Annotated in this window: 11 protein-coding genes; all 11 read left to right on the forward strand. The window is 40.3% G+C overall.

Annotated elements, in window-relative coordinates; genetic code table 11:
- Positions 1-147: 147 nt before the first annotated feature.
- Positions 148-1,716, forward strand: coding sequence for a hypothetical protein (locus KJA58_RS02505; protein WP_213357884.1), 1,569 nt, complete (start codon positions 148-150; stop codon positions 1,714-1,716).
- 238 nt (positions 1,717-1,954) lie between these two features.
- Positions 1,955-3,490, forward strand: coding sequence for a hypothetical protein (locus KJA58_RS02510; protein ID WP_213357885.1), 1,536 nt, complete (start codon positions 1,955-1,957; stop codon positions 3,488-3,490).
- Positions 3,491-3,538: 48 nt separating this feature from the next.
- A complete protein-coding gene (locus KJA58_RS02515) occupies positions 3,539-5,179 on the forward strand; it encodes a hypothetical protein (protein ID WP_213357886.1) in 1,641 nt (546 codons plus the stop codon).
- A gap of 21 nt (positions 5,180-5,200) precedes the next feature.
- Complete coding sequence (locus tag KJA58_RS02520; RefSeq protein ID WP_213357887.1) at positions 5,201-6,721, forward strand: hypothetical protein; 1,521 nt, start codon at positions 5,201-5,203, stop codon at positions 6,719-6,721.
- 300 nt (positions 6,722-7,021) lie between these two features.
- Positions 7,022-9,556 (forward strand): hypothetical protein, encoded by a 2,535-nt coding sequence (locus KJA58_RS02525; RefSeq protein WP_213357888.1) that lies wholly within the window; start codon positions 7,022-7,024, stop codon positions 9,554-9,556.
- A gap of 102 nt (positions 9,557-9,658) precedes the next feature.
- Positions 9,659-12,280, forward strand: coding sequence for a hypothetical protein (locus KJA58_RS02530; protein WP_213357889.1), 2,622 nt, complete (start codon positions 9,659-9,661; stop codon positions 12,278-12,280).
- A gap of 400 nt (positions 12,281-12,680) precedes the next feature.
- Positions 12,681-15,317 (forward strand): hypothetical protein, encoded by a 2,637-nt coding sequence (locus tag KJA58_RS02535; RefSeq protein WP_213357890.1) that lies wholly within the window; start codon positions 12,681-12,683, stop codon positions 15,315-15,317.
- 198 nt (positions 15,318-15,515) lie between these two features.
- The gene (locus tag KJA58_RS02540; protein WP_213357891.1) at positions 15,516-16,883 is read left to right on the forward strand and encodes a hypothetical protein; all 1,368 of its coding nucleotides are present in this window, start codon (positions 15,516-15,518) and stop codon (positions 16,881-16,883) included.
- Positions 16,884-17,179: 296 nt separating this feature from the next.
- The gene (locus tag KJA58_RS02545) at positions 17,180-19,909 is read left to right on the forward strand and encodes a hypothetical protein (RefSeq protein ID WP_213357892.1); all 2,730 of its coding nucleotides are present in this window, start codon (positions 17,180-17,182) and stop codon (positions 19,907-19,909) included.
- Between the two features lie 156 nt (positions 19,910-20,065).
- On the forward strand, positions 20,066-22,573 hold the full coding sequence (locus KJA58_RS02550; protein ID WP_213357893.1) for a hypothetical protein: 2,508 nt from the start codon (positions 20,066-20,068) through the stop codon (positions 22,571-22,573).
- Between the two features lie 144 nt (positions 22,574-22,717).
- Positions 22,718-24,085, forward strand: a complete 1,368-nt coding sequence (locus tag KJA58_RS02555; protein ID WP_213357894.1) for a hypothetical protein — start codon at positions 22,718-22,720, stop codon at positions 24,083-24,085.
- Positions 24,086-24,263 lie beyond the last annotated feature (178 nt).

Raw genomic sequence — 24,263 nt, forward strand, 5'->3', positions numbered from 1 at the left:
TTAAACTAGAGTTATAGACCTTTTCCCCAAAAAATGGTTCGATACAGAACTTACTCTACACACGAGACTCTTTTTGGATTTTTGTGTTTAGAAAATCTCACTCAATCTAGAATACCGGAGTCTTGTTGATCAACTTAGGAGGGAGCCATGTCCTCTCCTATCGGTGGAGGATCTCCCTCCTCTCCAAGCGAAGAGGGTGTTTCTCCAGAAAAAATTAGCAAGCAATCAGAGCAGCCATCCTCCATAACAGAAATGGTCTCTAGGACGCTTCTTTTGCTACAAGATCTTCAAACTTTTCTTTCAGACCCCCAAAAAACCTCTTCACCAGTGATTACGGAGAAGCTTCGTCACTTAGAGATCCTCAAGTTCAACGCGGAACTTGTGCAAAGAATTGCTCGAGAAACCTCTTCCAGCCTTACGGGAGTTGCAACAGCCATGGTTGCATGCAACCTACATCTGGAACAGAAAATAAAAGACAACCAAGAGCTAACTCAACAAGAAATCTCTGCTATCACATCAACCTTGAGAGATATTTCAGAATCCGGAGGAAGCGGCTCTTCTACGACTTACGTAGAATCAGAACGAATCGAACCTCCCGCTCCAATTCCTAAAGAACCCAAAAAAACAACCCCAGGAACTGTTTTCCCAATAAAAAAACGAACTTACACTCAAGCTTTTTCAGAAGAATCCCTACCAACAATAAAAACTAGCAAAATTTTGGAAGAAATTTTTGCGGCGACTGAGTCTCTTCAACCTAAACCCAATTATTCTTTACAAGCCTTCATAGACATCCTAGATATGACGGAGAAGAAAAAGCCCTGGCTTTCTTCAAGCTTTCCAGAACATAACCACTCCTCTCCAGACTGCATACGATGCTACCCGTTCCAAAAATTACTTGGAGATATTGTTCCCTCAGAAAGCGCAGAGACATTAAAATGGCAACTACAAACTCTAATGAATCACGTGGACAAAGAGATCTTGGCTTCTGCTATTTTGAGTACACCAGAAGCAACTGCTGCTATTCTCAACACTCAATATTTATCAGACTCTTTACTTGCTCTTCTTCTCTACAAATGCAACGCTCCAGAATCAATATGCCTTCCAAAAACAGAAAATCCTAAAACTCAGGGAATCATATATTTTTTCTTACAAAAAGTTATTCATCTAGGAATTAACCATCACACTATTTCGCTAATTAGAAAAGTTTGGAAAACAGCCCCAAATGCGGAGGGAGCTCTTAAAAACTTATCAATCCGCCTAACTTTTGATGCTTATTGCCAAAATACTAAACTTCTTCTTCAAGAAGAATTTGTCGTTAGTTTTCCGCGGCTATTTCGAGCCTATCCATTCATTGCAAAAGGCAATACTTACTACACGTATAGACCCCTTTCTGTTCCTTTCATTGACTCTTTATTCTGTGCAACGATCAAAACGTTAGACCTTCTTCGCTATCTGCCAGAATCTTGCCAACTATTTCTGCAAGATAAAGATAAAAATCTTGTCCCTCATACAGAAATGTTCATGCTAGTGTGTTGCCTCATTCTTCTTTCTTCAAGCTCAAAATGTAAATTTCAAATACTTGCTAGTAAAGCTAATGTTACTTTAAAAGAACTAATAGGCTTCAAAGACGAAGAAACACAAATTTTAAGCAGGGAACTTTATACCTTCACGAAAAAGAACAATATTAAAAGTTTATTATTGTCTACTGCGAAATAGTTTCGCGATTTACGAACACGACACTCTCCTGGCAAACTGGAAAGGGGTGACTTTTATAAAATTTTAAGGCCCTAAAAATGAAACCTCGTGAAGGGCTCTCAAAAAATAAAACTCAAAACCATAAAAAAAATAATTAACAACAAAATTTTATAAAAAAGTAAAAAAATCAATTAAATTGAAACAAAATCAAACACAACAATAAATTATGCGCAAATTATACAAATAGAGCGCAAAAAATATGTCTTCTCCAGTAGGGAGTCGGTCTCCATCCCCTCTGCCTCACTCATCTTCTCAGGAACCTTACCAACGAGAGCCCCTAACAGGATCTACTAGCAACTACCTCCTGCAAACTATATTGCTATTAGAAGACTTAATGGCATTTTCACTAAAAAGAAAAGAATCCACCATTCTGACACAATCTCCGATACTAAGGAGTTTCAATGTTTTGACTGTAAAAGCTGCATCAGAACAAATAAAATCTCTCGCAATAGGATTATCAAAAACTTGTGCCGAAATTGCTCAAGCCCTGCTCGCATGCAATATCTCCTTAGAAGATTCTCTTCTAGCAAACAGAGCTCTGAACGATCAAGAACTTGCATTAATAAAAACATCTCTGACCTCTCTAGAGGAGAGATCTTCTCAAGAAAAAGAACTAGCTGCATCATCGCGCAAAGATACGGAAGGGAAAGGTCAACCCAGTTCAGAAGATACTACTTTACTTCAACAGCAAAGACACCTTCCTTTGAAAAAACAAAAACTTAGATGGGGAGCTTTAGCTGCTCCAGAAACGCCGCCTCTTCCAGAGACAACGCCTAAAGTTACGTGTTCTTTGGAAGCTCTAGAGGCCCTTCTTACGACAATTCAAATGAACTCCATGACAAACATCCCCGTTATGCAATTCTCTTGCCCTGGAGGACACTCTGAAGAGTCTTGCGCCATGTGCTTACCGCTGCAAACCCTTCTAGAAAATCTTAAGGCCCCCTTTATGGAGGCTTCCATCTGGCAGCTAGCTATTTTACTTCAACACACAACTGCGAGAAAATTAGCAGAAAGCCTCTGTGGATCCGAATCTATTCTCCAGAAAGTTTTAGAAGGCTCCGTATTATTGAATCATCAGTTAGCCATACTCATAGATTCCTGCGACATCTCCGATGCAATTTGTTTACCAAAGCAGGAAAACCCCAGACTCTTAGCAAAATTCTATAGAACATTGGAAAGCGTGCTTTCTTCTGGGATGCCGTCTCCTTTTGTACAAGCAGTCTTGAACGTATGGAAAAAAGAATCCCAGACTCTGGACCCTACAGCTTCTATAACTGTTGTCACAAACGATAAGTCTTTGACCTTACAAAAACATGACTTTCGCTCTTTAGCGAAAGAAGTCCCTGCAGTCACTCGCTCTTACTTCTACACAACAAGAGACCAAAACTTTACCTCCTATAGAAAATTAAAAATGACACGAACTTTCTCTGAGTTCGTTGCTAAAATTGCTATAAGAACTGTTCAAGCTCTCCAAAGCTCGCAGGCATACTCATTCCTGTTTAAAAATACTCCTGAAGGACCTCTACCCGACAATGCACTGATAGAGAGGATCTTTGTTCTAATACTCCTTTCTAGCTCCAAATGGCAAATTTTCGTCAGTCCCTGCAGAGCAAGCTCTGGTCACCATCCTCATCGATCTGCGCTAAGTGAAGCTGAAACCGAACTTTTATACGCAGCTCTGAAAAACTTCGCAAAAAAGAATAGCATCTCTCTCCAAGGGAGCTCCAATTTTTAAAATTAAAAATACAGGAAAAAACTGATAAACTTAATTACTGTTAAATAAATGTCTTCTCCTATAGGTAGTTCTAACTCCCCAACACAAACTCCACCGCTATCCCCACAATCGTCCGATTCTAAAGAGGATCCCATTATCATCTCCTCATCATCCGAAGAGTCTGATAGTGACGAAGAAACTTCTAGCCTACGCACTTCTACCTTGTCTCATTCAGCCAGAGCTATGCTCGCTCTAGAATCTTTGCGCGCATCCTTAACTAAAGGTCCTGAGAGAAGCTCGCAAGAAGTCCCTTCCACCTCAAAAGAGGTTGTAACAGAATCTTCCGCTTCAATGTTGCCATCTATTTCTCTTTCCTCTCGAAGAACACAACTTACATTCCAAGTAATGCAGCTACATAGGGAAGGATTTAGCCAGGCAGTGCTCTTCCAAGCATGTGAAAAACTTCAAATTTCTTTGAACCAACAACTCAAGGAAGGCGCACCATTTTCTGATGAGCAATTAAAATATCTCCGCCAAATATGCCAAAGTGTCGTACGAGAAGCTGCGGAGAAAATAAAACGACGTCGCGAAGAGCTCGGATCCCAAGAAAAACATCTCCCTTTGAAAAAAAGGAAAATTTATCAATTAACCTCGCAAACACCTCTACAGCTACAAGCTACGGCTTCTCAAAGACGTATAGAGAGTTCTTCTTTGCAACCTCAACTGATGTCAGAGGAGTTGTTTTTCTCCTTAGAGCAACTTGTTTCTCTAGCAACACCACCTCAATCCGTATCAGCTGTTTGTTCTCATAAGGTTGCTGGGACTCAGCACAACGAAAACTCCTGTCCTAATTGCCCTTTACTAAAGAGTTTCATTGAAAGACAAAAATCAAATTTTGAGCTTCTTTTTCAGCTTAGAATGCTTTTTCAAGCAATAGCTAAAGAAGAACTTTTAAACGCCTTTCTCTTACTCCCCTTCATTTCTGACGCTTTGTTTAAAAGGGAAGAGGCTATTTTATCCAACTATGAGCTTGCGTGCATTCTGGAGCTATGCCCGTCAGGGGAAACTCTCCTTTTACAAGACAAAGTATCCCCACTTTCTCAACTAAAAATATACAAGGCGCTAGCAAGCCTCTTAGCAACCCAAGGTACAGACTCTCTATCTTTAAAGATTCGTTCCCTATGGAGAAAAGCCTCAGGCCCTGTACCAAATCCAGAAAATATATCCTCTCTACAGATTATTAACAAAAAAGGCTCTATTGAAGCCTTTAATAAAGAACTTCTTTCTCCCTTACTGTCGTCACTACACAGAGTATACTATCAAAAAAAGGCGGGAGTAAAAGGGGAAATCACCCTCAGAAAGACTGTTCCTGCCTCCATATCCTTTAGCAACTTTGTCATCATGGCCCTTACCTACACGTTGTCTCTTATGATGGACGATCCTTCCTGTAAAGAGTATTTCTTTATTTCTACTAAAGGCCTTACTTGTTCCTCTAAAATTGTTGCTCGCATTCTTGCTTTAATTCTAAACGCTACGACTGCTCACACAATAAAAATTTTCCCCTGTAAAGCCAGTCTACCGTCAAGAGAAGGCCTAGATCTTCCAGAAGAACTACGGGAAGAACTATTTAGAGAACTACGCAATCTAATCCTTAAAAACAATCCCAAGGGAGTTCCTGGGGGATGGGCCCACTGTTCCTCAAAAAAATAAATAACCCCAAAAGATAGAAATATGAGCCTACCCCTAGATTCTACATTAACGCATCTTACCCACTCTTTTCCTCAAGAAGTGTCCTTAGAAGAAAGAATAACTTCGAACTTTAAAGCTATTAGAGATGTGATTTTACAGCGAACTCCGCAAACAATTAGCGCGCAATATCTCTATAACCAATTGTTCGCCATTAGAAGACAGGGCTTTGGTCTTAGAACAATTTCAGAAGCCCTGTCCATTTCTAATATTTCTTTGAGAATTTTAGTACAAACCGACCAAACATTATCAGCTCCTCAATACACTGAAATTCTCAGTAGCTGTAGAGACCTATTAGAGTCTTCAGGAAGCTGTAGCTCCTTCCAAACGCTAACCCCCAGCCTCTCTGCTCAGGAGCCTGATGAAAGTCACTTACCTTTGAAAAAAAGAAAGCATATCTTACAAGAATTTATTAAGCCCCATACGGAAGAAATACAGACTCCGGAACTATCAGAAGTAGCTCTTGTAGAACCCCTTTCTCCTTTAGTTATTGATATAAAAGAAACGGATCTTTTAGAGGAACAAACCAAAACTTATGAACAAAGCCTCTCCCCTCTAACTTTCCTTTTAGAAACTATAGCAAGGGAGCATCCCATAAGCAGCAAGCCTCCTTCTCGCTCTCTCATACAGTGCCCTGAAATGGATCCTTCTGAAGACAAACACGAGTGCGCTACATGTTCTTTAACAAGAAAAATTTTCCCTGCACTCTCTTACCTTGTCAGAAAGCAGCTGTCCATACTTTTAGACTCAACAACCAGGGAGTCCTTGGCCGAAGCTCTTCTTAACCTACCCTTCATAGGCGAAATAGAAAAACTTCCCTTTAGGCACCACTTCTCTCACTTAGAAATAGCTCATATCATAGCCAAATGTAATATTGGCAATGAGATTTGTCTACCAGGAAGAAAAAATCCAGCAGGTCAAATCCCCTTTTATAACTCATTAATAAAAGTTATCTCTTCTGGATTATCCCACCCACTGACACAAACTATTCTAGAAACCTGGCGAACAGCTCCTTCGATAGCACATGCTTTCTATGAAGAGGAATCTTCAGGCATATTAATTTTGAAAGATAATGAACCTCAGCTAGTATATACAGGCACCCTGGAGCCTATGTTTTCTAATGTGGAGCAACGCTACTTTCATCAAGGAAGAAGCAAACGCTACCAACTATCTATGTCTCAAGGATACAGAACATTTCTATCTAGTGTAATACTCTTTACTCTGTATGCCCTCAAGCACTCCCCTCAGGGAGCTCCTCATCTCTTACCTACAGATAAAGGCCCAGCCTTTTCCTGGGCTATTGTTGAGCATTTATTTAATCTGGTCCTCTGCGCCAACCCATCATGGAAGGTAGCTGTCGTAGCGACGCGAGCTTCCATAGGCCCTGCAGAAGAATTAAGTTTTTCAGATGACGAAACAGCAATATTATCTCAGGCTTTATTGCGGTTCACAAACTTGAACAACCTCTTTTTAAGGGGACAAAGTATGTACAACGCTTCTTCATAATAACTCCATCCCTGGTAAAGAATGGGGACTGAGCTTAGCGTACATCTCATCGTATCTTTTTCAGGGGAGCAGAAAATTATCAGTAAGTTTTTTTGAAAAACAAAACTTTGTCTCAATGTTTATTGCTTCCCTATTTTTAGGTATTAATGTAAATTTCCTGCAGAAATTCATCCGGGAGATCCTCTGCACCGTTTGACACCATTACACCAATGAACGACTGCTTCTCTGTAAAGGGATCTACTGACTCATAGTTGCCTTTGGCAACGTCTGTTTCCTGCCCTTAGAATTTGGAAGAATTCCATGAGCATCTCGCGATCTACCGAGGCCTCTTCTCCTGGCTCAGAGTCCCCGTATGTTTCTCTGGAAGAACGCGCCGCAGTCAATTTAAGCCTTATCCAACAGCTTATTCTACAGCAGCCTCCCCAGCAAGTGGGTCAAGCAGATTCCTTACAGCGTCAAATTATGCGGCTAGCTAATTCAGGCTTTAGCTTGCAAACAATTGCGACAGCCCTAGTAGTATCCAATATAGCCATGAAAACCCTACTTATAGAAAACCGAATATTTTCCGAGGAGGAGCTCAACAAAATCTTGACTTGCTGTCAAGACCTTAGCGAAGCTTCGGGAAGCAGCTCCGGGACTCAGCCGCCCATGCCAATACCAACAGCTCCTCCAATATTAGAGGAGACACCAACACTTTCAGAACCTACTACATCTAAACCCTTAGAATTACACCTCCCTCTGAAAAAAAGAAAGAAAACTCAAGAATCTCTTCTTGAACAACAACCAGGACGACCAACCCAATCTCCAGATCCCCAAGCCATAAGCTTCCTTTTGGACACAGCTCTCCTAATTCGAGAAAGTCCTCTTTCTGCTACCATAAGATGTCCTGAGGGGAGCGGCAAGGATCACCAATGCCTTCTTTGCTTTCTGACGCAACAGATCGTCAAGGAAAAAAAATACATTCTATTATCGCAACTCAGCGAACTCCTTAATTTTATAGATAAGACCGCTCTAATACAAACGCTGTGCGTGCTCGTGGAAAATAATTCTCTTACACCCCTTAAGAATTTAAAGTCTTTTACCCGGCTGGATTTTGCTCTTATTATTGCTCATAATAAATTAGGCAATGAAGTTTGTCTGCCAAAGAAAGCTCATCCCTCAACAAGCCTTAATATATTCTTGGGAGTAAAGAGAGTCGTTTCTAAGGGTTTGATTTTTCCTCTAACGCAACAGATACAGCATCTTTGGGACAGCTCTCCGAAAGTGAAAGCTATCGCACTTTCAACTTTAATTTTAAATGAGGACGGAAGTCTTAATATTTTCTCCGTAGAAAACTTTTCTAGAGCAATCTCCGTTCTCGAAAGACGATACTATCATGAAGGCCGACCATCTGTAATTCACAGAATGTCTGCCACACATACGAGCTTTTTAGCTCAGGTGCTTTTTGCTACCCTAGAAGCCTTAAAAGCTTCTGAAGAAGGGTTGTCTCTCTTTTCTAAAACTAAATTCGGGTGGCCCGCTATACGATTTCATATCGTAGAGCACATCTATAGTCTTTTGCTCGCTACTAATCCTTTTTGGAGATTAGAAATCACTCCCAACAAAATTTGGGACGCACCTTCAGAAGATCTAAGATTTCCCGCAGAAGAGCGTTCCCTTCTATTTTCTAGCCTGCAAAACTTTATTAGCCGAAACGGAATTATTCAAGCAGGATGCGGCTACATAATGCATCGAAAACAAAGTTCTATAAGCTTAGAACCTCGAGAACCAATAGCTCCTACGGAAGAGCCTCCTAGAAAAAAATCTAGGGTTAAGCTTATTTCTGAACAAACTGAGGAGCAAAAGCCTCCCAAGCTTGTTGAAATGGAAACTCCTACGCTCCTATCCTCTTCTAATCCAGAAGATATTGAATCGATAAAATTTCTACTATCAGAAATTGCTAGAACTCAAAAAGCGACTCTTTCTATAAGATGCCCTAAAGAAACAGAAGAACCACAAGAAATGGAGCATGTTTGCTCCCTCTGTTTACTAGCCAAACAATTCCTGTGGTGTTCCTCCACGGTTGTAAAAGCTCAATTAAGCATTCTTTTATCCCAGACAACTCTGGAAAAACTTTCTGCGGCAATCCTTCAACTCCCTTCTAGTCGAAACTTCTCTGCGATTGTGCGACAAAAAAAATTCGACAATATTTCTGTAGCCTTTCTCATACGAAGTTGTGAAATAGGGGACTCCATATGCCTGCCTAGAAGGCAAAACCCTTCGTCACAAGTAGATTTGTACTTGACGATCGAAAAAATTGTTAAAACAGAGCTTAAACATCCTACGACAAAAGCTATCATAAGCCTCTGGGATTTGTACACCCTTCGTCCCGAACAGCAGACCAGCTCTCTGTCCAGTATTTTGACAATAAAAAATAACCAAACTTCGACAGTAACTCTAGATTCCCTACTCCCTTTACTCTCTTCAATAGAACAATTGTACACCTATACAAACCCAGATCGAAGATGTCGTGTAAATATAAAGAGAAATCATGCAGAAACATTATGCAAGATAACTTTACATACTTTACAAGCTCTCCTTCTTTCTCCAGACACTCAAAAATTTGTAGTAACTACAGAATCAGGCCCAGCTATACCACATGACATAGTGGAACACATCTACTGTCTCATACTGTCCTCACAGCCGACGTGGAGCGTTGTAATACTTCCAACAAGGGCCTCTATAGAACTTGAATCCCTACGCCTGCCAGAAGAACAAGCAAAAAAAGTGCATGCGGCCATGCGTAAATTCTGCAAACTACACAGAATCTCCCTATCGAAAGGATTTAAATCTTAGACAAATCCGAAAGCCTTCTTGCAAGGGAGAATATTTTGGTAAAAGTTGTTTCGCCGATGAGAAATTTCTTCTTACTCTTCATTTTTAGAAAGAAAAACAAATATGAGTACCTCCAAACTTTCTGAGTTAGCAGCTTCTATCCCAGATTCTAAAAACCCCGCACCTTGGGAAGAAAGAATTAGAGTTAACTATGAGTTTATTCATGAGATTATCAATACAAATCCTTTGGAAATGCTTGGTTCCGAAGGAATTTTGTGTAGCCAATTATATTTTGTTAAAAATAAGGGCTTTAGTTTCCGCTTAATTGCTGAAGCTTTAGCTATTTCTAACATCTCCTTGAAACTAATACTTAAAGAGCAGCGAGCCCTTTCTGAAAGTGAATACGTCGCCCTCATATCTAGATGCCATGATTTATCAGAAGCTTCAGGAAGCGGTACATCTGGAACAGCACAACTGGAGGCCCCTCAATTACAAGAGACTCAAGAACCCAGCACTTCAGAGGAAGTATTAGAAGCTACTCTACCCCTAAAGAAAAGAAAGCTCTGGCAAACAGCATCTACCACGCTTTCCACCGAACAGCAACAGCCCTCTGTTACCAAGAAGGTCCAACCCGAAGAATCAAAGGAAGCTATCATGCTGCTACTGGATTCTGTAATTAACTTCAATGACAAAGATCGCTCACCCGTTCATTGTCCTCAAAGAGGGCTCCAAAGAGATCATGTCTGTTCAAAGTGCCATCTTTCCCTACGAATCATCAAACAAGCCGACTCTCAAATAATCAAACAACTAGGAACCTTTCTTCTCTTTACCTCTAGAGAAACTTTAGCAACCGCTTTGCTCTCCTTGATAGGAAAAAAACGTATATCTTCCCTTTATGAAAAACGATACCTAACAGCACTAGAAGTTGCTTACATTGTTCATGAATGCAACCTGGGAGATGAGATTTGTTTGCCAAGGAGAAGGAATCCTAAAGCTGAAGTGGCCCTATATCAAGCTCTAGAAGACGTTATACAAACAGGATTACAACATCCACTAACAAAAATTTTGAGGCAACTTTGGGAAACTCCCAGTCCCGTACCACGCACCCCAACAACTATTGCTGTAAAAGAAGAGAACGGTTCTATAAAAATACTTTCCCCCGAAACGGTGCACGCCTATTTTTCCTGTTTGACTCTATGTTATATGCCCAAAAAATCGGGACAAAAATCCTCTCTGTCACCGAAATACCTTCGCTTCGTAGCGGAAGCAACCATTCTCTCATTAAAAGCCCTACTAAAACACCGTCGGGCTGCTCGCTATGTTGAAAGATTAGATGCTGATCCGGTAATTTTCCTCCCAAATACCGTAAAACATGTTTACGGAGTTATGCTGTGTTCCCATCCTTTATGGAAGCCTGAAGTTCTTCTTTGTAAAGCATCTTCCACTAGACAGTTGCTGACATTTTCTGAAGAAGGCATCCATAAAATTTTTCCTTCACTAAAAAGATTTGTTAAAATGAACAATCTCTCTGAAGCTGGCGGCCATTTCTTTGATGAGGGCGCTCCCATAATAGAAGCTTCTGTACCTGAACCTATAGTCATCTCTTCAGAAGATAGTGATGTTTCCGAGGAAGAACATTCGTCTCCACCTTCAGAAAAATCTTCCGAAGAAAGTGCGCCAAAGAAAAAAACCCATAAAACTCACCACACAATTCCAGCAACAGGAGAAACGATGGAAACTGCTGCTGAGGAAGATCCAGAAAGACAACAGGCAATCAAAAGCATTTCTTTTCTTTTAAGTGCTTTAGAAAAAGAATCTCCGGACTCTCCTCCCCCAGATTGCCCTGAAGCAAAAAGTCATTCTCCTTTTGAGACTTCTTGTCAAACCTGCTACCTTTTCAAACTCCTCAACAAAAAAAAATATGCTAAAATTTTAGCTCAGATAAAGAGTTTCTTGAAGTTCTCCAGTAGCTCCAACATTCTGAAGGCTTTGCTCAACCTATTTCCTGAAGGTACTGTTTCGGAAATCTCTAAGAGAACCTCATTCTCTAATCTTGAACTATCCTATATGCTTAGAGACTGCGGGGTAGGAGACGAGGTATGCTTGCCAGATAGATCCAATCCAGCGGCACAAGCAGACCTATACTACACCGTAAACGAACTTATCCTTAACGGAATAGAATTCCCCCTAACAAAAACTATACTAGAAATATGGGAGTCCTCCCCCCCTGTTCTAAGCTCCCCTAGAGAATTCTTAACACCTCCAATAGTCGTTAAAGAAGATGGAAGTACTCATGTTTGCCATCCCCCCCTGCTAAAGCCCATACTCGAACCTTTGGCTCAAAGATATTTTGATGTTCGCGAAGGAAAGCGCAAACGGGCACGAATGCTTCCTAAATTGTCTACAACGACCATAAACTTTGTTGCTAAAGTGACTATGTTTACAATAAGAGCTATGGAAAAATCCACCTCAGGAAAAACTTTTCTACGTCCGTCTTCCTCTGGTCTTCTCTGTCCCTGGAAAGTTATGGAGCATATTTTCTGCTTAATATTGTCCGCCCATCCTCTATGGAAACTTTCCGTTTTGCCCAGCAAAATACATCCTGAAGGCGTTCAAGAACTATCTTTTCCTGAAGAGGAGATCGATTTTATTTTCAGCCGCCTACAACGGTTCGCTTTGCAAAATCATATCTTCCTATCGGGATCTAGCATCCTTGGCTCACATATGACACTGAGCGATGAGTAGCCGCTCCATCTCTCTTTAAAAGAATAGGTAACAATTTTCAAAAAAGAGAGGTTCATTTCAATAAAAAACCCACTCACGGATTAAAAGTAATTATTTCAACGACAAAAAGATTCTTAACACCTGTAAAAACTGCCACAAGCCCATCCAAAATAAAATTAATCGCCTCAACTCTTTAAGTTGCTACAGGAAACAACTCTTATACTAGCCACCTCAAAGAAAAAAAATCGCAACAAAAAAATCGTAGATGCATACTTCCTCGGCTTTTACTGAAAAAGAGTCTTAGACAACTTAAGGAGAACACGGAAGTATAGATCGACTTATTTCTTAAGACAAATACTACGACAACTCTACCACAATCCTATAACTAGTTCTGTTTAAACATTATCAAAATAGTTGAGCTATGAGCATTTCTAGGCCTTCTGGAACAGAGCATTTGGAACAACAACCCTCAGCTTCTTTATTGGATAAAATTCAGGCCAATATCCTTCTCATTCAGGAAATAACAAAAGCTCCTCCTTTCTTTCCTCCGACAGAGAAATTTGATACAGAACTAGAAATATTGCGAAGCCAGATTTTCTCTATACAATCGTATGGTTACAACCTTAAGCTAATAGCAGAAGCTATGGCTATTTCTGGCATTTATATGAGGACAATGATTGCAGAACATTGCGCAATGACAAGAGCGCAATACTACACCGTCCTCTCCTGTTGTCTTGATTTGTCCGAATCTTCAGGAAGCAGCTCTTCGCAACAAAAGGCTGCTATAGAAGCAACAAAAGGCAAAGAAGCTTCGTTACCTATAAAGAAAAGAGCCCTTAGACTTGTGGAAGAAGCAGAAAGCGAAGATCCTGAAGCGAAAAGAATTCGAGAGGAAGGCCTCCTGACCCAATCTCTAATGTTTTTATTTACAACCATCAAAAAAAATAGAGGCATAAAAGCTCCCTATCTTGTCGACTGTCCAAAAGGAAGATCTGAACCATCAAAACCCCATTTATGTGATATGTGTTCGCTAGCAAAAAATGTTATTTTCCACGGAAGACAGAAGATGATAACTCAGCTAGAGATGCTTCTAGGCGAATTAACCGAACAAACCCTGCTAGAAGCAATGCTAGATCTTCTGAGAGAGCAGAAACTTCCAAACTTACAAGAAGCTCCCCATCTTTCACACTTAGAAGCAGCTTTTCTAATTGTCAAGTGCAAAGCTGAAGAAATATTCTTACCCCCAGAAAGGCCTTGCTCTTCTAAATTATTAAATTTCTACCAGATGATGAAAAGTGTTGTATCTATGGGAACAACGCACCCCTTAACGAAGCTGGTAATGCAACTTTGGTCTTCTTCAACCAAGCTAACACACTTGGCTGAAACAGTACTTGCTATCAATAGCAAGGGAGACGTTTGCATTCTGTCAACATCACTCTTTCAACCAACGATTTCTCAGCTCCTTCATCGTAGATTTTTTGCTGGAGGCACTGTAGTAACCAAACCATTCTCATTGAACTACTCTGCTTTTCTCGCTAAATTGATTATGTCTACCCTGCAAGCACTACTAGCTTCTTCAGAAAGTGAGGCTTTCGTAGCCACTACCAATTTTGGGAAAAAAGCTTTACTTTGGACAACCGTGAATCACGTCTTGGGAATCATATTTACTTCCAACGGAGAATGGCGTCTCGAGCTTCCTTCCAGCAAACTATGTCCTGGTCCATCAGAAGAGATCAGATTCCCCAAGGAGTCTCTCGACCTTCTTTTTAAGCATCAGCAATTATTCGTGGAAGTTAATCAGATAACACATCCACAAACGATTCCTCTCTACCCCCCAATCCATGAACTGCCGGAAGAATGCTGCCTGTTAGAATCTCCTTTATCGCCCCCAGCCTCCCCTCAACCTCAAGAACCCTCTGCAGCACCCCAAGAACCCACTCCTACTGCTGGTGAATCACAGGAATCTGTAGAAGAAACTTCAGCGGCACCCCCCACAGTCTCTCTCAAACATAAACAGAAACGCCGCCATATTGAACAACAGAGTCAAGAAGGCCCTGAAGAACCTTCTGTAGTAGAAACAGAATCGACAAGCACCCCTTCTCAAGGAAACCTCCATCGTCAAATGGTCATGTTTCTACTAGAAATGGTTTTAGCCAACAAAGAGAGAAAATTCTCTCCAGAAATTCGCTGTCCCAATTCCACTAGAGCAAGTAGCTTCCACCATATATGTTCGCAATGCTTCTTAGCCAAAAGGGTATTTCTACAAAAACGATTAAAAATAGTCTCTCAACTAGAAACTCTCCTCGAACACACAGATAAAAATACCCTAGCTAATGTCATGTTTAAACTACCGTTTGGTAGATCAGGAATGGCTCTGTTTGAAAAAGAAAAACTGTCCCCACTGGATACCACTTATATCATATTCGGATGCAAAATAGGTGAAGGCATGCGCGCCCCAGGGAAAAAGAATCCTGAACTCTTGGCAGGATTATTCTATTCCATGGAAAAAATTATTCTCGATGGTCCTAATCACCCCACAACAGTTCTTATTAAAAACTTATGGCTACAAGCCACCGAATCCCTAACATTCGCCAGAATGAAAAAAAACCTAAAAGTACTAACCATAAAAGGGGGCGCCATAAAGCCTCTCACGATAACAGAAATCTCTGCTTGCTTCAATGATATAGAATTGCAACATTTCCAACTGTATCGAGAGAAACTGGTGAGAAAGAACAAAAAACCTATGAGCCAGGCTCAGATAAACTTTTTGGGGTATTTAGCTCTATTTACACTGTATTCTCTTATGAACTTCGATGGAGCCAAAGAGCATATTACAGAGACCCCTTCTGGAGCAGCAATCTCTTGGGCAATAGTCCAACACGTATGCAGTTTGATTCTATCCATTAACCCCAGATGGAAAGTATCCGTCACCCCTAATAAGGCCTCCTTAGGCGATTTACAAGATATTGGATTCCCAGATCAAGATGCTCAACCTCTGTACCAAGCCCTACTAAACTTTGCAGAAAAAAATTCTATTTCCACATCCTCTACCAACTAGAAATCTCAACAAGTGATTGTATAACGTTTTATCTCTTTTCCAAAACCATGTATCTTCAAACCAAGAGAGACTCTACCACATACAAACCAAGCTAAAACCTATTCTAGAAATGGAATAATTTTTAAATCACAAAACTACCACAATATTAACAGAAAAAGCTCACGAACCGGGCCGTCCTGAATTAACCATTACAAAAATATGAGCTCCCCTATATCTCCCGAAACTTCTGCGCAAGAAGCAACTCCTTCTCGTTCACTAAGAGAACAAATAAGAAGCAACCTGCTTTCTTTCCAAGAGCTGATCAAACAAAGTCCTCTAAATCTCCAGCCTCCAAAGCAACTTTTGCAATCCCAATTTATTTCTTTAAGCAAAAAATATGAGGATCAATTAATAGCTCAAGCTATTACTGTTTCAAAAATATCTGTAGAAACTCTACTAAAAACTAATCAAGCATTGACAGCAGAAGAGCTTGAATTAATCTCGTCTGCTTGCTCCGATTTGTCAGAAGCTTCTGGAAGTGGTTCATCCTCCGCTAAAAGAGCTCGTCTAGAAGAACCCTCGGCCTCTGAGCCAACAACAACAACAACAACAACAACAACAACAACAACCAAGCAACGCGTAATTTTAGAAGAGCCTTCACCCCCTACAACGACAACATTAAAACATAAAAAAATCAAATGCGATCCCATAGCCTTTCTCTTAGACTCTATTGAACAAAATAGATGGAAGACCTCTGTTCAGATACAATGCCCTGAGCAAAAAGGGGATCCTTTACACTCTTGCCCTTTATGCGAACTGACAAAACAAAATTTTCTCCCGGTAAGAACAGTCCTTATCAAACAAATAGAAATCTTCCTAAGATACGTTCCTAAGTTCAAACTAAACGCCGCTATGAAGAGACTGCGCTTCAATGAAAATAAAACTTTGTCGAAAAATTCACTCTCACAATTAGAAGTTTCTCAACTGATTCGAGAAACAAGAACCGAAAAAGAACTTTCCCTTCCCGGAAACAAAAATCCTACAGAAAAACTCCACATCTATACTCTCGTAGCTAAAGTAGTGTCTGCCGGAATTAATAGCCCAACTACCCAAGCTATTATCGGACTGTGGCAAACATCACCCTCTTTACCCAGATCCCAACTAGAAGAACAACTGCCTGTTCTTAGAGGAAAAAGGACCTGTCTCTTCTCCATAGAATCCCTAAAAACAATGTTCCGCGGATTAGAACAATCGTCTTATGACCCTAGATGGGGGTGGCTCTCAGAATCTATTTCTGAACAAAGAATTCACTTCATCTCCACCGCCGTTTTTTACACAGCGAACGCTTTGATCTTATCTTTACAAACAAGTCCAACCCATAAGGTCGTGATCCCATGGGATTTGCTGGAACATATATGCGGAATCTTCCTTGCCATGGATCCCCTAAGGAAAATATCTATTCCCAAAAACAGAGCTTCTTTAGTTCTCTCTAAAGAATTAGAATTTTCTTCTAGAGACATATCTGTTCTACTCTCAGCCTTCTCTCGCTTTGCTTTTGCCAATAACCTAGTAGAAGAATCCCCTTAGAAAGCTGACTTTCAAAAAATTTTGGGTCAAAAGAATTAATAGACCCTGCTGATCACATAAGACAACTGACACCAACAAAGAAATTTCTCTTCAAAAAAGTTGACAAAAAGAACCTCCCCAGGCACACTTCTCCCCGTTTTTTACTTTTTATTCACTAACCAATAGGTTTCCCCGACTTAAGCACTGTTCCTAAAATCCCCCTAAGTTATTAATACCGAATAAGACTTTTCTAAGCAGTCTCTCCCTTTAATTTCAAATACCACACACCTCCCAAGCATCATCAGGTTAATCAAGCTATGAGTGTCCCTAAACCCTCTGGAGTAGATTATTCAGAGAAGCAGGCCCGTGTTTCTTTATCACTAAGCGAACGTATATCTGCAAACGCAGCAACAATTAGAGAACTTACCTCTTCTCCACTTTTTTTCCCTCTTCCCCCAAATGTCAATCCCGAAAGAGAAGTCTTGCGCAGTCAATTGTTCGCTATAAAGGCCGAAGGCTTTAGCCTTTCTCTGATGGCTAAGGCCATGACAATATCAGGAGTTTTCTTAAAAACTATCGTAAAAGAACAAACCGCTTTGACAGAAGCTCAATACCAACAAATTCTTGCAAGCTGTAAAGATCTGACAGAAGCTTCTGGAAGCTCTGCCCCTCTCTCCATTCCACCCGGTCAAGAGCTCTCTCTCCCACAACTTTCTGAACAAACGGGCGTCTCCGAACAAGAAATTCCGAGCTCTGAAGAACTCCCAATTCTTACGGAGCAAAGAATTCAAACAACAGAAAGCCTCTCTCTACCGCTGAAAAAAAGAAAGACTTGGCAAGTCTTTTTCGCAACAGAAAGACCTGCATTACGAGAAAAAATCGGAGAAACCTTACCACAAACACCCCCATCTCCACCTCCTGAACAAGAGAAAAAATTAACAAGAATTTCTCTAGCTTTAGATGCTCTTTTTCTCAGTAAAGAGGCAGACCCAGCCTTCACTGTTGCATGCCCACGCCGGCAAGGAAGAAGAAAGCATAAATGTTCTCTATGCAAAATCGCTCACAGCTTAGTCTCATCAAAAACAAACGCTCTCTTGATACAACAACTAAAAACTCTACTTCTGTATATACCAAAACCTGCCTTAGCGAGAACTCTACTGTCTCTACACAAAGAAAATAAAATCCCCTCCATACTGGAGACGAATGCTTTCTCTCGACTAGAAGCCGCACATATTGCCTCAAAATGCAACCTAGAGAAAGAATTATGCCCTTCTGGGTCTAAAAGCCCTATTGAGCACCTCACTATTTATCAGTCTATGAAAGATGTTGTCAAAAGCGGATTAGAGGATCCTTTAACTTCCGCTATAAATAAATTATGGGATTCAGGAACCATTGTTGGAGGGGAAGAAAAAGTTCTTATAGAAAAAGATGATGGAGAAACAACACTTCTTTCCCCTTCAGACCTGACGCCTCTCTTTTCCTCACTAACGACTCGAGGAGCTTTCCGAAGCAAAAGAAGAGACAAGATTCTTCCTCTACACCCTTCCTACGTTAATTTTGTCGCTAAAGCAACGATACGTTCCTTGCAAGCTCTAAAAAGATCTCCACTGGGAACCCCTTATCTCATCCAAACAAGCCCTGGAAAATCCGCTATAAAAAAACATGTAGTCAAACACATTTATAGCATTATATTAGCCACAAATTCTACTTGGAAAATAGAAATCCCTCCTTGCCTGCACACAGAGGCAACGACACAAATACTATCATTTTCTGATCTGGAACTAGCTTCTCTGGTTCATTCATTAAAAAACTTCGTGGACAAAAACCATATTGAAAAACCAAAAAACCAACCCCTTGTAGTGCCTTCAGAACACCAACTAAGAAAAAGAGATGCTAGCGCCCTTATCCAAGAATCTGCACTTCTAGAAGAGGAAGAAGGGATAGAAGAAATCCCGTCAAGAGAAGCACCTAGAAAGAGAAGAGCAAAAACTCTACATAAAAGTGTAGAATCTCCAGAAAGCACTTCGGAACTCTTCCAAGAGCCAGAATCACCCTCTAGATCTTTCGAGAATTTGACGCTTGCTCAAATTTACTCAGCACTATCTTTTTTCATAAATTTTGCATTAGAAAACAAAGGCAAACAGGTTCTGATAATGTATTGTCCTTTCGAAACTTCCGAAGAGCGAGATCACATTTGCAAGCAATGCTTCTTAGCGAAACGAGTATTCCAAAGAAAGGCTCTCGCCCTTATCGCCCAAATCGAGCGATTTCTTTCTTACACCTCCAAGGAGCTTTTAATAAAGGCTTTAGCCCATCTATTCTCGGACTGCGGAATAAAAGCTCTCGGAGAGTGCCACTCCTTATCGAATATCGAAATAGCTCTCTTATTAAAAAACTGTAATGTGGGAGATAACGTATGCCTTCCTGGAATCAAAAATCCTGCTTCCCAGGCAGAACTATACTACCATATGGAAAAAGTCATCTCTTCCGGATTAACAGATCCGTTAACATCTGCCATCTTAGAAACATGGGAAAAATCTTCAAAAATAGCTTCCTCAGAAGATGAAGAGCCCTCTATTTCTATCCTACAAGAAGATGGCTCTATTGCCACCTGTAATCTCCCCTATCTACACCCCATCTTATCTTCCATAGCTTACCGCTACTTTATTCAAAAAGAAGCCAACGTAGTTCGGGGAAAGATTTTTTACCAATTATCGGAACAAACTACTACGTTTTTTGCTAAAACAACTATTTACACTCTAAAAGCTTTAACACAATCTCCACTAGCCGTTCCCTACCTCTCCTCCTCCCCTTCGGGATTACTTTTCCCCTGGAGTGTTGTGCGTCATGTACTTTGTCTTGTACTTTCTTCTAACCCTTTACGAAAGGTGGTGGTTTTACCAAGCAAAATATCTCCCAAGGCGTCTCAGGATTTATCTCTATCACAAGAAGAGCTCGAAGATGTTCTTCCTTCTCTTCAACGATTTACAAAAATCAACAAGCTATTCTTACCAGGGAAAAGTCTTTTCTCCAAAAAGAAATTTTAAAAACAGCAAATCCATCTAAACTTTGTAATATATTATGAACCTCTAAACTTTTAAAACCTTTAAAACTTAGTTTAACAACCAAATAAAGCGATTTTTCAAAATCAGCTTAGATTTATCTTTGTTTTTAATCCATTTTAATAATTTTATAACTTAACAATGACTATCTCTAAATCTTCCGAACCTTTATCAAAAACACAAACAGAACCCTCTACCAGCACCTCTATAGAGGAAAAAATACAGGCAACACTGCACGCGATCCAAAAAATATTCCAATCCAAACTTGGTCCGAGATACCTACCAAACACGCTGTGCAATCAACTATTCTCCCTACAAAACAAAGGCTTCAGTTTAGAAGTCATAGCTCGAGCAATGGTTGTTTCCAACATATCTATTAAGACACTACTAAAAGAGAATAGGACCCTCTCTCAAGAAGAACTTTCTCTTATACATTCTAGCTGCATGGATCTATCTGAAGCCTCCGGAAGCGGATCTTCCTCCCAGGTGGAAAGAGAAACAACAATGACAGAAAAACGAAAAGCTGAAGAAAGAGTCCAATCTTCACTCCCCATAAAGAAACGACGTCTGCTATACGAAAGCTATTTGGGACAATTGGAAAAAGAAACCCAACAACCTTCGGAAATCTCTACACCAAGTCTAGAACTCTCAAAAGACGAAGAGTCTATACAATCACAGGCTCTAAACTTTCTCTTAACAACAATCTCGAACTTAGAGGACATTGAGTCTATCGCCTCTCATAAAGTCCTCTGCCCTAGAGAAAAATTGGAGAGACAAGAAACAGAGCATCTATGCAGTATATGTTCGCTAGCAAAGGACGTTGTCTCTAACAATAAAACCACCTTAACCCTACAACTAAAGCAACTGATAAACAGCTCTAACCAACAAACTGTATTAAAAGCTCTTCTAAAACTCCTCCAAGAAGAAAAAATCAGCGGCGTTCAAAATATTTCTCATTTCTCGCATCTAGAATCTTCACAACTAATCGTTGAATGTGGAGTAGAAGAAGCCTTCTTCACTCCAGATAAAAAGACTAACCTACGATTACTAAACCTACATCAAGAAGCCCACAAAGTCGCCTCTTTGGGGATCTCTCACCCCCTAACAGCCCTAATCATTCAGCTGTGGCATTCAACAACCCTTCCTGAAGAGGTCGACACTACAGTAACAGCTGTTAGCAAAAACCAAGAACTTAGTACCCTAACTATACCTATGCTCGTGCCAACGTTCACATCCATTGCGCAACATAGACCAAAAAACTATCGACTAATCACTTCTTCACATGCAACATTCCTAGCGCAACTAACCCTAACCACTCTGCTAGCAATAAAAAACTCTCCTCAAGGAGCCCCTTACATTTCTAGCATACAACCCAATAAACAGACTTTCCCTTGGAAAACTATCAATCACGTCTTAGGACTCATACTCTCCTCCAATAGCCAATGGGCGCTACTTGCTCCCACGAACAGACTCTGTTTTGGCCCTAGAGAAAAAATCAGATTTCCCGAAAAAGACTGTGCTCTAATTTCGGAACGACAATTAACTTTTGCAAAAAGAAACTGCGTCCTCTCTCCTAGAACCACCCCTGAAATACCAGAAGAAATACAACTACCAGCAGAAAGCGTTTTGTTAAACATCTCTCCCACACAACCCCAGCAGGCACCTTCTGCAGCAAAAGATCCTGCAAGTAGCTCCTCTAATCCTCTTCTGAAACCCCTTATGTTTCTAATAGAGGCCATCTCCCTCAACAAACACCGAATACAAACGCCTATTCTACGTTGCCCCAATAGCATCGCTAATAATCCATTACATTCTTGCTCTTTGTGCTTTCTAACTAAACAGTGCTTCCGCACAGAAAAAATGGAAATGAGACTGCAACTAAAAACTCTTCTGGATCACACAAACAAAGAAACTTTAGCCAACGCGCTTCTCATTTTACCTCTAGACAGAAACATCCATAAGATACTTAGTCAAAGCGCTCTTACTCTCCTTGATCTTGCCTATCTCATCTCATTTTGCAATATCGGAGAAGCTATGACCCTTCCCGGAAAACAAAATCCCGCATCTCTAACTGGACTGTATTACTCTATAGAAAAAATAATTCTAGCAGGTCCACAAGATCCAATAACAACGGTCATACAAACCGTTTGGGAACATACCCCTGCCTATCAACAGTCTCTCAAAGAAAAAGAAGCACTATCAGTGACAACACTTTCTCCAGAAGGTCAAATAAAACTACTTCAACTGCCAGAAATCTCTGCTTGTTTTTCTAGCGTTGAACTCGTGTTTCTAAAAAAATCTAGAGGAAAACTTTCCAGCAGAAATAAAGGATTTATGCCTGCATCAACACTCAAATTTTACAGCGTGGCAGCCCTCATCACTCTTCATGCTTTTAGAGAAAATTCAGCAGCCGCACCCTATCTCAAAGCGTCTCCTCAAGGACCTGCTGTCCCATGGGAAATAGTCCAACACGTGTGTAGCCTTATACTCGCTATAAACCCAAGGTGGAAAGTTTCCATTGTTCCCAGCAAAGCTTCCCACAGCGATACACAAAAACTAGGCTTCCCCGAAGAAATAGCATCGCCTTTGTTTGAAAAATTACAAGACTTTGCTGCAAGAAACTACCTGTCTTTCCTCAAAACAAAATGAAAAATCTTAGGGAAAACCGTATGAACATCGAATAAAAACTTGAGCCATTATTTAAAAAAATTATCATGTCCACCCACAAGAACTCCTACTAAAGAGTAGACATTTATTTCTATCAACTTTATCCAACATCAATAATTATCTACGATGAGCGCTCCAAGTCCTTCTAAAATTAGCTCTCCAGAAGCAACTCAAACATCCCCGCAGCCTTCTCTAGAAGAACAAACCAGGAGTAATCTCCAAGTTATACATCTTTTAACTTCATCATCTTTCCTTCAAAGGGCATCAGAACGAATTTTATGCTCTCAAATCCTTTCTTTAAGCTCACAAGGATATAACCGTAGGCTCCTAGCTCAAGCTCTGACAATATCCAAAATATCTTTAAAAATCTTAATGCAATCGCACACTTTCCTAACTAGAGAGCAATACCAATCTGTTTTGTCTACATGCAAAGATCTGTCCGAATCTTCAGGGAGCAGTTCAGGCTCCACAAGCGTAAAACGAAAAGCTGAAGAAGAACTTGAAAAACAATCATTCACAGCCTCCCCTGAAAGGGATGACACCTTATCCGCACTATCCCAGATGCAAAACAGTGTTTCAGAAAAGGATTTTCTCCCCCTATTACTGAACACTATTTGGGAAAGAAAACAAAATCCAGCATCTCCTGTGCCATGCCCTAATAACACCTCAAAAAAATCTAAGCATCGATGTAACTTATGTATCCAAGTAAAATTATTCCTTGTTGCCAAACAATACACTCTAACGCAACAAATAGAAAAACTTTTGGAATACACAACAAAGGAAAAGCTTAGTGAAGTTCTAATGCTACCCATGTTTAAAGGCTGTGTGGAGAATCGTTTTTTAAGTTCTATTCAAATGATCTTGATCGTAGCTGAATGTGGAATAGGCGCTTCCACAGGACTACCCAACCAAACAAACCCCGTTTCTCAATTGGGGATTTATTTATCTATTGATGAAGTTTCCTCCTCAGGATTAAATAATCCTTTAACACAGATTATAAAATCATTATGGGAAACCCCCGTTATCTCCTTCGAAGAAAGCGTAGAAGCCGATAGCCTGCTTGTTTCCAGAGGCAACGTCCCATGCTTGCTCCTTAAAGAATCTTTGGCCAGCACCTTTGCTAATCTAGAGATACGCATCTTCAAAGGAAAGTACCAGGTTCGTGGGCCTAGAGAAAAAATTTCCCCTTGGTTGGCAAAGTTTCTGTCTCAAGCAACTTTTCTCACCCTGTATAATTTAATCCACTCTCCTTTAGGAGATCCTTTCGTTCTACGCGACAGTAGAGAACAAAAAATAATTCCTTGGTCAGCAGTAGTGCACACTTATAGTCTTCTTTTATCAATACAAACAAGATGGAAGATTTCTGTTTTACCAAACAAAATCTCGGAAGGCGCAGGAGAACTCGGATTCTCTTATGAAAAAGCCTCTTTCTTATTTTCCTTTTTCCATCGGTTCGCTGTTTTTTACAAACTCTATAATGAGGGGTCCTCCTGAAAAAAATCCTGCTCTAGAAGCAAAAGTCACATACCCTTTTTTTCCTACTAACAATAAAAGCTCATTCTTACAAAAAAACACAAAATTAATTTTTAACAAACAGGAAAATGTTTTTTTAAAAAAACAAAACAATGAAAACAAAAACACCTTTTATTATAATAAAAGCAAAAACAGCAGA

It is taken from the genome of Chlamydiifrater phoenicopteri (genome assembly GCF_902807005.1).
GTDB lineage: Bacteria > Chlamydiota > Chlamydiia > Chlamydiales > Chlamydiaceae > Chlamydiifrater > Chlamydiifrater phoenicopteri.